Origin of the sequence: Nocardiopsis sp. NPDC006139 (assembly GCF_040614155.1) — a bacterium.
GTDB lineage: Bacteria > Actinomycetota > Actinomycetes > Streptosporangiales > Streptosporangiaceae > Nocardiopsis > Nocardiopsis changdeensis.
On record NZ_JBEXTT010000023.1, the window covers coordinates 1 to 13,657 of the forward strand.

The following is a 13,657-nucleotide window of genomic DNA, read 5'->3' on the forward strand; positions in this document are numbered from 1 at the left end:
GCCCGCGCGCGCCCCCCCCCCCCCCCGCCCCCCGGCCGCCCCCCCCCGCCCCCCCCCCGCCCCCCCCCCCCGGGGGGGGCCCCCGGCCGGGCCCCCCCCTCCCGCCTGTTCCCGCCGGTTCCGCCCGGGCGCCGCAGTCGCGGCGCCGCGGCGGAGAGCGGCGTCAGTCCCGGTAGAGGGCGTCCAGCTCCTCCGCGTACCTGTCCCGGATGACGCGCCGCCGAAGCTTGAGGGAGGGGGTGAGCTCACCGGTGTCCGGGCCCCACTCCCCCGCCAGCACGCGGTGGCGCTTGACCTGCTCGGCCCGGCTCAGCCGGGCGTTGGCCGCGGCGATGGCGCGCTCCAGCTCGGCGTTCACCTCCGGATGGGCGACCAGGGCGTCCCAGTCCCCGCCGGTGTCGATGCCCCGGGCCGCCGCCCACACCGGGGCGACCTCGCGGTCGGGCACCACCAGCGCCACCAGGTAGGGCCGGCCGTCCCCGTGGGCGTAGACCTGGCCGACCAGCGGGTGCTCCTTGAGGGTGTTCTCCACCAGGGCGGGCGAGACGTTCTTGCCCCCGCTGGTCACGATGATCTCCTTCTTGCGGTCGGTGATCCACAGGTGGCCGTCCCCGTCCAGGCGCCCGACGTCGCCGGTGGCGAACCAGCCGTCGGCGTCGGTGGCCGGGCGCACCGCGCCCCCGGCGTCCACGTACCCGTCGAACACCGTCTCGCCGCGCAGCAGGACCTCGCCGTCGTCGGCGACCCGGACCTCCACCGTGGCGAGCGGGCGCCCCACCGAGCCCAGCCGGAACCCGGCCGTCGGGGTGTTGACGGTGGCCACGCCCAGGGATTCGGTCAGGCCCCAGGCGTCCATGACCGGCACGCCCAGGCCCGCCCAGAAACGGACGACCTCCTGGGGCATCGGGGCGGAGGCACTGGAGGCCCACACCACGCGGTCCAGCCCGACCTTCTCCAGGAGCGGGGCCAGCGCGAGGCCGCGGACCACCGCGAACCGTTCGGCGAGGTCCGGCGGGACCGGCTCGCCGCGCTCCAGGTGGGCGGTGTGCTCGGTGGCCACCGCCATGGCGGCCTCGATCCCCGCGCGCTGCTCCTCGGGCAGCCCCGCGATGCCCGCCCGCAGCGCCGAGGCCAGCTTCTCCCACACCCGGGGCACCCCGAAGAACTGGGGCGGGCGCACGTGCCGCAGCACCTCCACCAGGCGGGCCGGGTCGTCGCACATCCACACGTGGGAGGCGCGCAGCAGCGGCAGGTACAGGCCCAGGACGCGCTCGGCGATGTGGGCCAGCGGCAGGTAGCAGATGTGGGCGGCGTGCTCGGGCAGGTCGATGAGGGAGTCCAGGGCGGCCAGGTTGGTGAGCATCCGCCGGTGGGTGACCGCCACGCCCTTGGGGTCGCCGGTGGTCCCGGAGGTGTAGACGACGGTGAGCAGGGCGTCGGGCTTGAGGTCGTGGCGGCGCCCGAACGCGTCGCCCGCGGGGGTGGCGGCCAGGGCGGCGTAGTCGAGGTGGCCGCGGCCGGGGTCGGCCCCCGAGACCACGACCAGGGACTCCAGCGCCGTGCCCGGGTCGGCGGCCAGGGGTTCCCAGGCGGCCGCGACGGCGGCGTCCTCCACGACGGCGAGGCGGGCCCCGCTGTGCCGGGCGATGTAGGCGACCTGCTCGGGTGCGGCGGTGCCGTAGACGGTGGTGGGGACCGCGCCGATGTGCACCAGCGCCAGGTCGGAGAGCCAGTGCTCGGGCCGGTCGCCCATCATCAGCAGGGCGCGGTCGCCCGGGGCCACGCCGAGCGAGGCGTAGCCCTGGGCGAGGCGGGCGACGGCCGCGTTCACCTCGGACCAGGTGAGGGTCTCCCAGTCGGTGCCGGAGCGCCAGGACAGGGCGGGCAGGTCGGGGTGGACGGCGGCGTTGTGTTCGAGGAGGTGCGCGAGGGTGTGGTCAGGGGAGACGGCTGGGGGCACGGAGGGCTCCTGACGGTCGTCACTGCACTCACATGTGATCTAGAGCACAGGCGAGCGTAACACCGGGCCCCCGCCCCGGACAGACCCCGAACGGCACTCAGCCCCTGCGGGGACGCGGGTGCAGCTGCGAGGTGACCGCCAGCCGGTTGTAGAGGTTGATCATCGAGATCGCGACCTCCAGGGCGGCCAGCTGCTTGTCATCGAAGTGCTCGGCCGCCTCCGCGTAGACCTCGTCCGAGACCCCGCGGTCGCCCAGGCGGGTCATCTCGTCGGTGAGGGCCAGCGCCGCGCGCTCGGCCGGGGTGAAGTTCTCCCCCGCCTCGTACCAGGCCGACACCAGGAAGAGGCGCTGCTGCGACTCGCCCTCCTTGAGCGCCCGGCGGGTGTGCAGGTCGACGCAGAACGAGCAGCCGTTGAGGACCGAGGAGCGCAGTTTCACCAATTCGAGCAGGGTGATGTCGAGGTGCTCGGCGACGAGGGCGTCGACCTCGTCGAGTTTGGAATAGATCTCCGGGACCTGCTTGGACCACACGATGCGGTTCTGGGACACGGGGCTCCTCCTCGGTCGGGGCGGGCCCGCACGGCCCGCACTACCGGCAACATACGCGACGACGCGGCTCTTCCCGGGGCCGGGGCCGCCCTTTCCGGCACCGCGGGCCGCGCGCCGGCGGGGCGGCGGAGGCCGTTCGGCACCGTCCGCCCCCGAACGGCGGGAGGCCCTTTTCAGAAGAATCGCCGCCGTGATGGAGAGGGCTTTTATCGACACATTCTTCCGGAGCCGCAAGAAAAAGGATGCTACGTTTTCCGGGACCCATCGGGAACCACCCCGGGAGGCCCCCGCCGTGACCACGGAACCCCCGACCGCGTCCGAACAGGCCGACTCCCCCGCACCGCTGGGACGGACCGCGCTGCGGTTGGGGGGCAAGGCGTTCCCCCTGTACTGCTCGATGCTCGCCGGGACCGCCGGGAGCATGGTCACGGTCGGCGTGATCGGCAACACCGCCACCGCCGACCTGGCCGCCTACGCGCTGCTCATCACGGTGTTCAACCCGCTGCTCATGGTGGTGCAGGGTGCGCTGCGCGGGTCGATGCCGTTCATCGCCGAGAACGGCGACGATCCGGCCGCGCTGGCGCCCGTGGTGCGCGACTCCACCTGGCTGGCCCTGCTCATGGGCGGGGCGGGCGGGGCCGTCCTGGCCCTGGCCCCGCTGTGGGCACGTGCGATCGGGGTGGCCGGGCCGACCCTGGCGGCGCTGGGCGTGCTGCCCGCGGTGCTGACGGGTCTGGCCCTGGCGGCCTCCGCGCTCAAGGCATCGGTGACGGTGCTGCTCATCGGCCTGGGGCGGAACCGGTCGGTGATGCTGCTGAGTCTGGTCAACACCGGTGTGGCGGTGACCGTCACCCCGCTGCTCGTGCTGGGCGCGGGCCCCGTCCCCGGGCTGGGGCTGACCGGGGCGGCGCTGGCGCTGTTCGCGGACGGCTGCCTCATGGCGGTGCTGTTCCTGTACGTCTCGCGCCGCCGGACCGTGCTGCGCGGACACCGGGTGGGGACGGGCGCGCCCGAGTGGGCGGGCGTCGTGAAAATCGCCCGGGTCGGGCTGCCCACCGGGGCCACGCTGCTCATCAAGTTCGGGGCGCTGAGCCTGCTGGGCCTGGTGGTGGCCCGCGTCGGCACGGAGCAGGCGGCCGCGCACCAAGTGCTGGTGGTCGTCGCCAACCTGCTGTTCCTCCCGGCGGTCGCGGTGGGCCAGTCCGGCATCCCGTTCACGGCCCGGGCCGCCAAGCGGGGGTCGGTGGCGGGGGTGCGCCGCCCCATCACCGCCGGGTACCTGGTGGCGGTGCCCGCTGTGGCGGTCGGCCTGGTGCTGCTGTGGGCGTCGGGCGGGTCCGCGGTCGGGGTGTTCACGCCCGACCCGGAGGTGCGGGAGGCGGTCGTCGCGCTGCTGCCGGTGCTGGCGGCGGCGGTGGCGGCCGACGCCGTGCAGTCGCTGCCGGGGATGGGGCTGCTGGGGCTCAAACAGGCGCGGTACTCGATGTACACGTTCGCGGTCTGCTACGGGCTGCTGTGCCTGGCGGCGGCGCCCGCCGCCGCGCTGGGCGGACTCGCCGGGGTCTGGACCGCCTACGCGGTGGCCAACGCCGGCCTCGTCGTGGGCCAGACCGCGGCCTTCCGGCGACGGTCCGCCCGCCTGTGAGAGGCGGCCCCGGCCGCCGCCGGGGCGGGCTCGGTCAGGGCAGGTCGGGGTCGCGGGCGTCGTGGGCGAGCAGCGCCAGCGGCACCCGCCCGGCCAGGTCGAGTTTGGTGAGCGCGCTGGAGATGTGCGCCTTCACCGTGCCCAGCGACATGTGCAGCGCCCGGGCGATCTCGGTGTTGGACAGTCCGGCGGCGACCGCGTCGGCCACCTCGCGCTCGCGGACGGTGAGCAGGGCCAGCCGCTCCCGGGCGGCGCGGCGGCGCTCGGCGTCCCGTCCGCCCCCGGAGCCCGGCCCGGCCGCCCCGGCACCGGCGGGGCCGCCCGGGTCGGCATCGCCCGGACCGGCGCCGCCGCCCCGGGTTCCGGTACCGGGCCCGGTGTCGGCCGCGACCCGGTCCATGAGGGCTCGGGCGACGGCGGGCGAGAGCACCGGCTCCCCGGAGGCGGCCCGGTGCACCGCCTCGACGATCCTCTCCGGTTCGGTGTGCTTGAGCAGGTACCCGGCGGCCCCGGCGCGCAGCGCCCGGGCGACGGTGTCGTCGGCGTCGAAGGTGGTCAGCACGATGACCTGGGGGTCGTCGGCGCCGCCGGTGCGCAGCGCCCGGGTGGCGGCGATCCCGTCCATGCCCGGCATGCGCACGTCCATGAGCACCACGTGGGGCCGGTGTTCGGCCACCGCGGCGACCACCTGCTCCCCGTCGGCGGCCTCCCCGACCACGGCCAGGCCGGGCGCCCCGGAGAGCATGATCCGCAGCCCGGTCAGCACCAGCGGGTCGTCGTCGACCAGGAGAACGCGCACGGGTGTGTCCACGCTCCCCACTATCGCACCCCCGGCCTGCGGACCGCGGAGCCCGCCGGGACCGGTGGGCGGGCGAGCTCCCCCGGGGCCGCCGTCCCGGATGGTCGCGGGGCCGGGACGCCCTCGGGCCAGGGCAGCTCCGCGTCCAGGCGGAAGGCGCCCCCGTCGGGCCCGTGGGCCAGGGCGCCGCCGTCGAGGCCCACGCGTTCGGCCAGGCCGGTGAGCCCGGCGCCCGCCCCGGGGATCTCGGACACGGCCACCCCGACCGGCAGCGGGTTGCGCACCGACACCGCCAGCCCCCGGCCCGGACCGCCGTGGACCCGCACCTCCACCCGGGCCCCCGGGGCGTGCTTGCGGGCGTTGGTCAGCCCCTCCTGCACCACCCGGTAGGCGCTACGGCCCACCCGGTCGGCGGGGGCGGCGCCCTCGGGCAGCTCCACCCGGGCGGTCACGCGCTGCCCGGAGTCGGCGGCCTCGCACAGCAGCCGGTCCAGGTCGGCGAGGGTGGGCTGGGGCGGGGCGGTGCCCTCCTCCCCCGGGCCGTCGCCGACCCCGTCCCGGGCGGTGTCGGCGGCGCGCAGCACCGCCAGCACCCCGCCCAGCTCGTCCAGCGCCCGGTGGGCGTTGTCGCGGATGACCTGGACGGCCGCGCCGAGCTCCTCGGCGGTCGGCGGCGGGGCCTGGCCCTGCTCGCTCTGGCGGACCCGGTAGGCCAGGGCCCCCGCGTGCACCGACAGCAGGGACATCCGGTGGGCGAGGACGTCGTGCATCTCACGGGCGATGCGCCGGCGCTCGTCCGCGCGGGCCTCGTCCAGCCTGCGGTCCCGGTCGGCGCGGGCGCGCAGCACGTCCTCGCGCAGCCGCTCGACCAGCCGGAGCCGGGACTTGATCGCCAGCCCCCAGCCCAGGCAGCCCGAGAGCAGGAGCACGGTGACCGCGATCGCGAAGGAGACCTGGTGGCCGGGGACCAGGAGCAGGAACCAGGGCAGCCCGGCGAGCAGGGTGCCCGTCGCGACCGCGGCCGCCTGCCACCAGGGACGGCGCGCGGCGAGCCCGATGAGCGCGATGACCAGCGCCGCCACCGAGGCCGAGGACACGGCCGAGATCAGCCCGACGGCCACCGCCGTGCCCAGGGGGTGCCGGGGCCGCGCGAGCAGCGCCACGGAGGCCGCCGCGCCCAGGGCCACGTCCACGCCCCTCAGCCACGGGGGCACGTAGGAGTTGTACCCCGCCGCGTACAGGAGGGCGTACAGCACGGTCCACAGCAGCCCGGCGGCGACCGCCACCACCGTCCGCCAGGTCACGCCCCACCGACCGGCCCGGACACCGCGGTGCTCCGCGCTCCCGTCCTCCCCGGTCCCGCTCCCGGCCCCGCCGCCCGCCATCACGCCCCCCGTCACCGACGTCCCTTCCAGGGTAGGCCGGGGGCGGGCGGCGGCACCTCGGCCGAAAGGCCGATCCCGCGGTCCGGGGCGGTCGGCGCGGTCGTCGGCCGATCGGCCGACACTGCGGTGGCGGACCGCGTCCGATCGGCCGATGTGCGGCCCCGCCCCGCGGCGGGACGATCGGTGGCATGGTGAACGACGCTGTGCCGACAGACGCTGTGCCGAAGGACACCGGCCCGACGGGCGCCGGGCCCGCTGCCGAAGACGTGCCCGCCCTCGAACTGGTCGGGCTGACCAAGGCCTTCAACGGGACGACGGCCGCCGACGGGGTGTCCCTGTCCGTCCCCCGCGGGTCCCTGCTGGGGCTGGTGGGCCCCAACGGCGCGGGCAAGACCACCTCGATCTCCATGGCCGTCGGCCTGCTGCGCCCCGACGCGGGCACCGCCCGGGTGCTGGGCGTGGACATGTGGTCCGATCCGGTGGCCGCCAAGCGCCTGCTCGGCGTGCTCCCCGACGGCCTGTCCCTGCCCGAGCGGCTGACCGGCGGCGAGCTGCTCACCTACTGGGGAGGGCTGCGCGGGCTCGGCCGCGACCTGGTCCGCGAGCGGGCGGAGGAGCTGCTGCGGGTGCTGGAGCTGGACGAGGCCGACCGCAAGGGGGTCCTGGTCGCGGAGTACTCCACCGGTATGCGCAAGAAGATCGGCCTGGCCACGGCCCTGCTGCACGCCCCCCGCGTACTGGTGCTGGACGAGCCCTACGAGGCGGTCGACCCGGTGTCGGCGCGGGTGCTCACCGCGATCCTGCGCCGCTTCACCGACGGCGGCGGCACGGTGGTCGTCTCCAGCCACGTGATGGCCCTGGTGGAGCAGCTCGCCGACCGGGTGGCCATCATCGCCCGGGGCCGGATGCTGGCCGACGGGACTCTCGACAGGGTGCGCGGATCGGACGCCACCCTGGAGGACACCTTCGTGCGCCTGGTCGGCGCGCGCGGGATCGGCGAGGAGGAGCTGTCGTGGCTCTCGTCCTGATCCGCCTGAAGTTGGCACTGATGCGCCGCTCCTTCACGGGCATGCGCGTCCTGGGCCTGGTCCTCGCCCTGCTGGGCACCGCCGCGACCTGGTACTTCGCCCTCGCCGTCCCGGGCCCGGGGATCCGGTCGGACCTGTTCGCCCTGGTCTTCGCCGTCTGGGCGGCGGGCTGGGCGCTGGGCCCGACGGTCGCCAACGGTGCGGGGACGCTGCGGTCGCAGTATTTCGCGCTGCTGCCGATGGACCGCCGCCGCACCGGCGCGCTGCTGCTGGTCACGGCCTTCGTGGACATCGGCCCCGCGCTGACCCTGGTCGCTGCCGCGGCCCTGGTGTGGCACGGCGCGACGCTGTCGGCGGGCGCGGCCCTGGTCGCGGTGCCCGCGGCGCTGCTGCTGTGGATCTCGCTGATCGCCCTGTCGCGCCTGGTGTTCCGGGCCCTGGGCGCGGCGATGCACTCGCGGCTCGGCGTCGAGATCGCCTCGGTGCAGTGGGGGCTGATCCTGGCCCTGCTCTTCTTCGGGTGGATGGCCGTGCAGCCGGCGCTGGCGGCGACCCTGGAGCTGCGCGAGCACGGCCTGGGCGAGGGGACGGCGGGCGCGGTCCTGGCCGCGCTGCCCGCCTCCTGGCCGGTGCACGCGGTGGACGCGGCGGGGGCGGGCGACTGGGGCGCGGCCCTGGGGTGGCTGGCGGCCACGGCCCTGACCGCGCTGGTCCTGGCCTCGGTCACCGCGGTGCTGCTGGCCCCCCGGGTCGCGGCGCGCGGGGTGCGGCGCCGGGGGCGCCCCCTGGGCGCCCGGCCGCTGTCCCGCCCGGCCCGCGGCCTGCTGCCGGACACGCCGCTGGGCGCGGTGGTCGGCAAGGAGGTGCGCCAGTGGTGGCGCGATCCGTGGCGGGGCCTGGAGGTGCGCGCCGCGCTGTGGGCGGGCCTGTTCATCGGACTGTTGAGCTGGTGGAGCGAGGTGTTCGCGTTCTTCGCGCCGTTCTCCGGGGTGATCTGCGCGTTCATCATGGTGCTGGCCACGGCGAACATGTACGGGCACGACGGGACGGCGCTGTGGCAGGCGGTCGTGGGGCAGGGACGGGACACCGCCAGGGCGGACGTGCGCGGCCGGCAGGTCGCCGTCCTGCTGCTGAGCGCTCCGGGTGCGCTGGTGCTGAGCGCGCTGTTCATCGTGTCGACCGGCGAGCACTGGACCTGGCCCTACGTGCTCACCGGGCTGGCGGCGGTGTTCGGGGTGGGGTCGGGCCTGTCCCTGCTGTTCTCGGTGGTGGCCCTGTCCCCCGGTGTGGACCCGCAGCTGCGGGTGGACGCCAACGACAGCGGCGACAACCAGGTCCAGGTGTGGCTGTCCCTGGCGGCGCTGCCGGTGCTGACCGCCCCGGCCGTACTGGCGGCGGTGTTCCTGGGCCTGGCCGGGACGCCGTGGGCGGCGCTGCCGGTGGGGGTCGCCAACGGCCTGCTCGGGGCCTGGTGGCTGGGGCGGGTCGCGCACCGGCGGCTGGCGGCCCGCCTGCCGGAGACGTTCACCCGCATCCGCTACGGCAGGGAGGTCGCGCTCCGGTCGGTGCCGGAGCGGGGGTCCCTGCTGGACCGGCTGGAACGGACGGCGATCTCCGGCAACGGGGAGACCCGGCCGCAGGGGTCGTGAACGCGGCGCCGGGCCCGGGCGCGGACGGCGGCCCGGCTCAGCGCCCGGGCTCGGTGCGGACCTTCTCGTAGAGGGTGTCGAGGCCGTCCAGGAACGACGACAGGGCCAGGTCGAAGCTGTCCTCGTCGATCTCGGCGGCGTGCTCGGCCAGCCGGTGGGCCTGGGACAGGTTGGGGTAGCGGTCGCGGTAGACGCGCACGTCGTCGTCGAAGCCGCGGGCGAAGGAGCCGGTGGCCGACCCCAGGACCAGGTACCGGGTGGAGGCGCCGATCATGGTGGCGTACCGGGGCGGCCAGCCCGCGCCCACCAGGCCGCCGTGGATGGCGTCGGCGCGGCGCAGCGCCTCCTCCCGGCGGCCGGGGCCCGCGGCGATCACCGGCAGCAGGTTGGGGTGGGCGACCAGGGCGTCGCGGTAGGAGCGCGCCCACGCGGTGAGGCCCCGGCGCCAGTCGCCGCTCTCGAACGCGGAGACCTCGATGTCCCGGGTGACCTCCTCGGCGATGGCGGTGAGCAGCTCCTCCTTGGTGCGGTAGTGGCTGTACAGGGAGGCGGCCCGCACGTCGAGCTCCTCGGCGAGCTTGCGCATGGACAGCCCGTCCAGCCCGTCCCGGTCGATGAGCGCGAGCGCGGCGCGGCGGATGGCCTCACGGCTCAGGATCGGTGTCTTGGGTCGGGCCACGGGCGTAGGTCCCCTCTGCGGTCTGCCGGCACCGGCCCCTACCGGTGTCCGGCCCGATCATCGCACGCTACCGGGCCGGCCGGGCCGTTCGCGGAAGGGCGGGCCCCCTCTTGCACCGGCGGCGGGGATCGTCGTACCCTCACATAACCGAACACTGTTAGGTTAATTGGGAGCAGGCCGTGATCGATTTCTCGTTGAGCGAAGAGCAGCGCGCCGTCCGCGACTGGGTCCGGACCTTCGTCGAGCGGGAGCTGATGCCGCTCGAGAACGACGTGCTGCGGCGCGAACGCGAGGGGCACCCCCCGGGCCTGAACCGGGAGGAGCGCACCAGACTGCGCGACCTCGCCCGCAAGTCCGACTTCTGGGGCGTGGAGACCCCGGTGGAGTACGGCGGCATGGGCCTGGACCCCGTCACGGCCGCGGTCATCGAGATGGAGCTGGGCCGGACCTTCCTGACCTTCAAGTTCGGCGGCGAGGCCGACAACATCCTCTACCACTGCAACGAGGAGCAGAAGGAGCGCTACCTGCTGCCCACCATCGCCGGCGAGAAGCGCTCCTGCTTCGCCATCACCGAGCCGGGCGCGGGATCGGACGCCAAGGCCATCCGCACCCGGGCCGTCCGCGAGGGCGACGAGTGGGTGATCAACGGCGAGAAGACCTTCATCACCGGCGGCTACGAGGCCGACTTCGCCATGGTCTTCGCGGTCACCGACCCGGAGAAGGGCGCCAACGGGGGCGTGACCTGCTTCCTGGTGGACCGCGACATGGGCTGGACCGCCGAGCCCATCGACACCATGGGCGAGCGCCGCCCGGCCGCGCTGGTCTTCCAGGACGTGCGCGTCCCGCACGAGAACATCCTCGGCGAGGAGGGCAAGGGCTTCGCGCTGGCCATGCAGTGGATCGGCAAGGGCCGCTACCTGCTGCCCGCGCGCGCCGTCGGCAGCTGCGAGCGCCTGCTGACCATGGCCGTCGACTACTCCAAGACCCGGGAGACCTTCGGCGCGCCGATCGCCGACCGCCAGGCCATCCAGTGGATGATCGCCGACTCCCAGGTGGAGATCGAGGCGCTGCGCCTGCTCGTGCTGCACGCCGCCTGGCAGGTGGGCGAGGGCCGCGACTCGCGCCACGCGCAGTCCATCGCCAAGCTCTTCGGCGGCGTCAAGGCCAACGAGATCGTCGACCGCGTGCTCCAGATCCACGGCGGCATGGGGTACACGCGCGAACTGCCCATCGAGCGGTTCTACCGCGACCTGCGCCTGCTGCGCATCTTCGAGGGCACCGACGAGATCCAGCGCCGCACGATCGCCCGCGACCTGCTCAAGGGCCACGTCAAGGTGGGCGCAACCCTGGGCTGACCGCGGGGACGGGGCCCGTGCCGCGCAGGCACGGGCCCTTCACGCGTGCTCCGCCGGGAGTGTGTCCTAGCGGACGGCGACCAGGTCGCAGACGAAGATCAGGGTCTCGTTCGGGCCGATCGCGCCGCCCGCGCCGCGCTGGCCGTAGGCCAGGTGCGGCGGGATGACCAGCTTGCGGCGGCCGCCGACGCGCATGCCCAGGACGCCCTGGTCCCAGCCCGGGATGACCTGGCCCTTGCCGAGGGTGAAGCTCAGCGGGGCGCCGCGGTTCCAGCTGGCGTCGAACTCCTCGCCGTTGGAGAAGGCCACGCCCACGTAGTGCACGTCGACGGTGTTGCCGTGTCCGGCCTGCTGCCCCTCGCCGACCACGATGTCGGTGATCTGCAGGTCCGCCGGGGGCGGGCCTTCGATGGGGTCGATCTCCGGGCGCTCCAGAGCCATGGTGCTACCTCTTCTGTGACACAAGTGAACAGAGAGGGCCAGCGTATCGGTCCCGGGACTCAGTCCAGCAGCGCGCCGACCGTGGCGGCGACGACGTGCCCCTGCCCCTCGATCTTGAGCGGCCCGCTGTCGGCCTGGACGAACACCGACTCGCCGCGGCGCAGCTCGATCCGGCGGCCGACCTCGGGGATCAGCTCGACCCGGCCGTTGAGGGCCAGCACCACGGCGGGCCCCTCCCCCGGCAGGTGGGCGGTGACCCGGCCCGGGCCGATCTCGTGCAGGGCGAACTCCGGCGCGGCCGGGCGGAACTGCCGCCGCCCGTCCTGGACGGTCGGCAGGGAGTACGGGATGGGCAGGACCGAGAAGTCGACCACGTCGAGCAGCTCGGCCGGGTCCACGTGTTTGCGGGTCAGCCCGGCCCGCAGCACGTTGTCGGAACCCGCCATCACCTCCACGGCCGTGCCCTGGAGGTAGGCGTGCAGGTTGCCCGCGGGCAGGAAGAGGGCCTGGCCCGGCCACAGGGTGACCCGGTTGAGCAGCAGCGACGCCACCGCTCCGGGGTCGCCCGGGTAGCGGGCGGCCAGGTCGCCGATGATGCCGGCGTGGGCGCACCGGGGGCGGACCCGCTCCCACTCCTCCACGAAGCCGCCGATGAGCCGTTCGCGGTCGGCCCCGTCCAGGGTGAGCAGGCGGGTGAGCGCCGCCCGCAGCGCGGCGCGGTCGTCCTCCCGGGAGAGGTCCTCGCGCAGCAGGGCGGCCAGGTCGCAGGACAGGTCCAGCAGGTCGCGGTGGGCGGCGGCCGGCTCCCGGAAGCCGCACAGGGCCTCGAAGGGCTCCAGGGCCAGCAGCAGTTCCGGCTTGTGGTGGGGGTCGCGGTAGTTGCGGTGCGGCGCGTCGACCGGGATGCCCCGGCCCTCCTCGGCGGTGAACCCGGCCCGGGCCCGGTCGGCGTTCGGGTGCACCTGGAGGGAGAGGGGCTCGTCGGCCGCCAGGACCTTGAGCAGGAACGGCAGGCGCACCCCGAACCGGTCGACGACCTCCGGGCCCAGGACCCGGTGGGGTTCGGCGGCGATGAGCGCGGGCAGCGGGAGCGGGCCCTGCTCGCATTGCGCGGTGCTGGGGGCGCCGTGGTGGGCGCCCAGCCACAGCTCCGCCTGCGGGGTGCCGTCCGGCTCCAGGCCCAGCAGCCGGGGGATGGCCGTGCGCGCCCCCCAGGCGTACGGTCGGACCTGGTTGGTGAGCCTGTGCATCCGCTCCCCGCTTTCCCGTCTGCGTGTTCTCACCCCGTGGACGCTCCGGCGAGGTGGGGCCAGTCTCGCGAACGGAGCGCCCCTGCGTCGACCCGGCACGCCCCACTTCCGCGGTGGTGCACGCGTCACCTCACTGTGTGAGCGGGCGCCCGGCGGTCCCGGGACCCGGCGGCGGCAATGAAGTTACTGGGAAGTAAATCATGATCCCGGACACATGGACAGCACCGCCGTGTCACCGTCCGGCGAACAGCCGGGGGCCGAACGGGCGGAACGGCGTCGCGCCGGGGCCGCGCAGGGGACCGGGGGCTCCCGGAGGGGTCAGCGTACGCGGCGGACCCGGTCGGACTCGGCCGCCAGCCGGTCGATCACGGCCTGGAGCAGCGCGGGGTCGGCGGAGGGCAGGCCGACGATGTCCGACAGGTACAGCCCGTCCCCGGCACGCAGGATGATCTCGGCCAGGACGGGGTCCTCCAGCTCCTCGTGGAGCAGGCGGCGCCAGCGGTCGAACAGGTCCTGGACGTGCGCGAAGGCCTCGGGGGGCATGTCGTCCTGGCCGCGCAGCGCGGCGATGATCGCCCAGTAGAGCTCGCGCTCCTCCGAGCTCTGCGGCAGCGAGGTGCGCAGGAAGACGCGGACCACGCCCTCCTCTCCCTCCACCGCCTCGCGGAACTCCTGCTCGGCCAGGACGGACAGGCGCTCGATGAGGCCGGTGAGCATGGCGGCCTTGGAAGGGAAGTGGTACAGCAGACCGCCCTTGGAGACCGAGGCGGCGCGGGCCACCGCCTCGAGCGTCACCGATGAGTAGCCCTCCCGGATGAGGATCTCCTGGAGGGCGTCGAGGATGCGGTCGCGGGTGTTGGAAGTGTTCACGATTGACACTGTACCGGCTGGACGGTACTGTACCGTCTGGACGGTT

Annotated in this window: 12 protein-coding genes; 4 read left to right on the plus strand and 8 right to left on the minus strand. The window is 75.0% G+C overall.

Annotated features, from left to right (window positions below; translation table 11 throughout):
* Nucleotides 1–163 precede the first annotated feature (163 nt).
* Both ABZ249_RS25835 and ABZ249_RS25840 read right to left on the minus strand, forming a co-directional pair.
* Nucleotides 164–1,960 carry an AMP-dependent synthetase/ligase gene (locus ABZ249_RS25835; RefSeq protein WP_355267806.1) on the minus strand — a complete coding sequence of 599 codons (1,797 nt, stop codon included), beginning with the start codon at nucleotides 1,958–1,960 and terminating at the stop codon, nucleotides 164–166.
* A 97-nt stretch (nucleotides 1,961–2,057) separates the two neighbouring features.
* Nucleotides 2,058–2,510 (minus strand): carboxymuconolactone decarboxylase family protein, encoded by a 453-nt coding sequence (locus ABZ249_RS25840; protein ID WP_220559753.1) that lies wholly within the window; start codon nucleotides 2,508–2,510, stop codon nucleotides 2,058–2,060.
* A 292-nt stretch (nucleotides 2,511–2,802) separates the two neighbouring features.
* On the opposite strand from ABZ249_RS25840, the gene ABZ249_RS25845 reads away from it, so the two are divergent.
* Nucleotides 2,803–4,155, plus strand: coding sequence for an MATE family efflux transporter (locus ABZ249_RS25845; RefSeq protein WP_355267809.1), 1,353 nt, complete (start codon nucleotides 2,803–2,805; stop codon nucleotides 4,153–4,155).
* Nucleotides 4,156–4,189: 34 nt separating this feature from the next.
* Here ABZ249_RS25845 and ABZ249_RS25850 read toward each other — a convergent pair whose 3' ends face one another.
* Nucleotides 4,190–4,975, minus strand: a complete 786-nt coding sequence (locus tag ABZ249_RS25850; protein ID WP_355267812.1) for a response regulator transcription factor — start codon at nucleotides 4,973–4,975, stop codon at nucleotides 4,190–4,192.
* Nucleotides 4,975–6,258, minus strand: a complete 1,284-nt coding sequence (locus ABZ249_RS25855) for a histidine kinase (protein ID WP_355267815.1) — start codon at nucleotides 6,256–6,258, stop codon at nucleotides 4,975–4,977. Before ABZ249_RS25855 ends, ABZ249_RS25850 begins: the two co-directional genes overlap by 1 nt.
* Before the next feature lie 347 nt (nucleotides 6,259–6,605).
* Here ABZ249_RS25855 and ABZ249_RS25860 point away from each other — a divergent pair, with 347 nt between their 5' ends.
* Nucleotides 6,606–7,367 carry an ABC transporter ATP-binding protein gene (locus tag ABZ249_RS25860; protein WP_355268011.1) on the plus strand — a complete coding sequence of 254 codons (762 nt, stop codon included), beginning with the start codon at nucleotides 6,606–6,608 and terminating at the stop codon, nucleotides 7,365–7,367.
* Nucleotides 7,352–9,016 carry a hypothetical protein gene (locus ABZ249_RS25865; protein WP_355267818.1) on the plus strand — a complete coding sequence of 555 codons (1,665 nt, stop codon included), beginning with the start codon at nucleotides 7,352–7,354 and terminating at the stop codon, nucleotides 9,014–9,016. The genes ABZ249_RS25860 and ABZ249_RS25865 overlap by 16 nt, the downstream gene beginning before the upstream one ends.
* A 37-nt stretch (nucleotides 9,017–9,053) precedes the next feature.
* Here ABZ249_RS25865 and ABZ249_RS25870 read toward each other — a convergent pair whose 3' ends face one another.
* Nucleotides 9,054–9,695: a TetR family transcriptional regulator gene (locus ABZ249_RS25870; protein WP_355267821.1), complete on the minus strand. Its 642-nt coding sequence runs from the start codon at nucleotides 9,693–9,695 to the stop codon at nucleotides 9,054–9,056.
* A 179-nt stretch (nucleotides 9,696–9,874) separates the two neighbouring features.
* Between ABZ249_RS25870 and ABZ249_RS25875 the strand changes: the two genes are divergently transcribed.
* Complete coding sequence (locus tag ABZ249_RS25875) at nucleotides 9,875–11,050, plus strand: acyl-CoA dehydrogenase family protein (protein WP_355267824.1); 1,176 nt, start codon at nucleotides 9,875–9,877, stop codon at nucleotides 11,048–11,050.
* Nucleotides 11,051–11,116: 66 nt separating this feature from the next.
* Here ABZ249_RS25875 and ABZ249_RS25880 read toward each other — a convergent pair whose 3' ends face one another.
* From ABZ249_RS25880 to ABZ249_RS25890, 3 genes are all read right to left on the minus strand, one after another.
* A complete protein-coding gene (locus tag ABZ249_RS25880; RefSeq protein WP_355267827.1) occupies nucleotides 11,117–11,491 on the minus strand; it encodes an FKBP-type peptidyl-prolyl cis-trans isomerase in 375 nt (124 codons plus the stop codon).
* Between the two features lie 59 nt (nucleotides 11,492–11,550).
* Nucleotides 11,551–12,741, minus strand: coding sequence for a mannose-6-phosphate isomerase, class I (manA, locus tag ABZ249_RS25885; protein ID WP_355267830.1), 1,191 nt, complete (start codon nucleotides 12,739–12,741; stop codon nucleotides 11,551–11,553).
* A gap of 318 nt (nucleotides 12,742–13,059) precedes the next feature.
* Nucleotides 13,060–13,611 (minus strand): TetR/AcrR family transcriptional regulator, encoded by a 552-nt coding sequence (locus ABZ249_RS25890; RefSeq protein WP_355267833.1) that lies wholly within the window; start codon nucleotides 13,609–13,611, stop codon nucleotides 13,060–13,062.
* Nucleotides 13,612–13,657 lie beyond the last annotated feature (46 nt).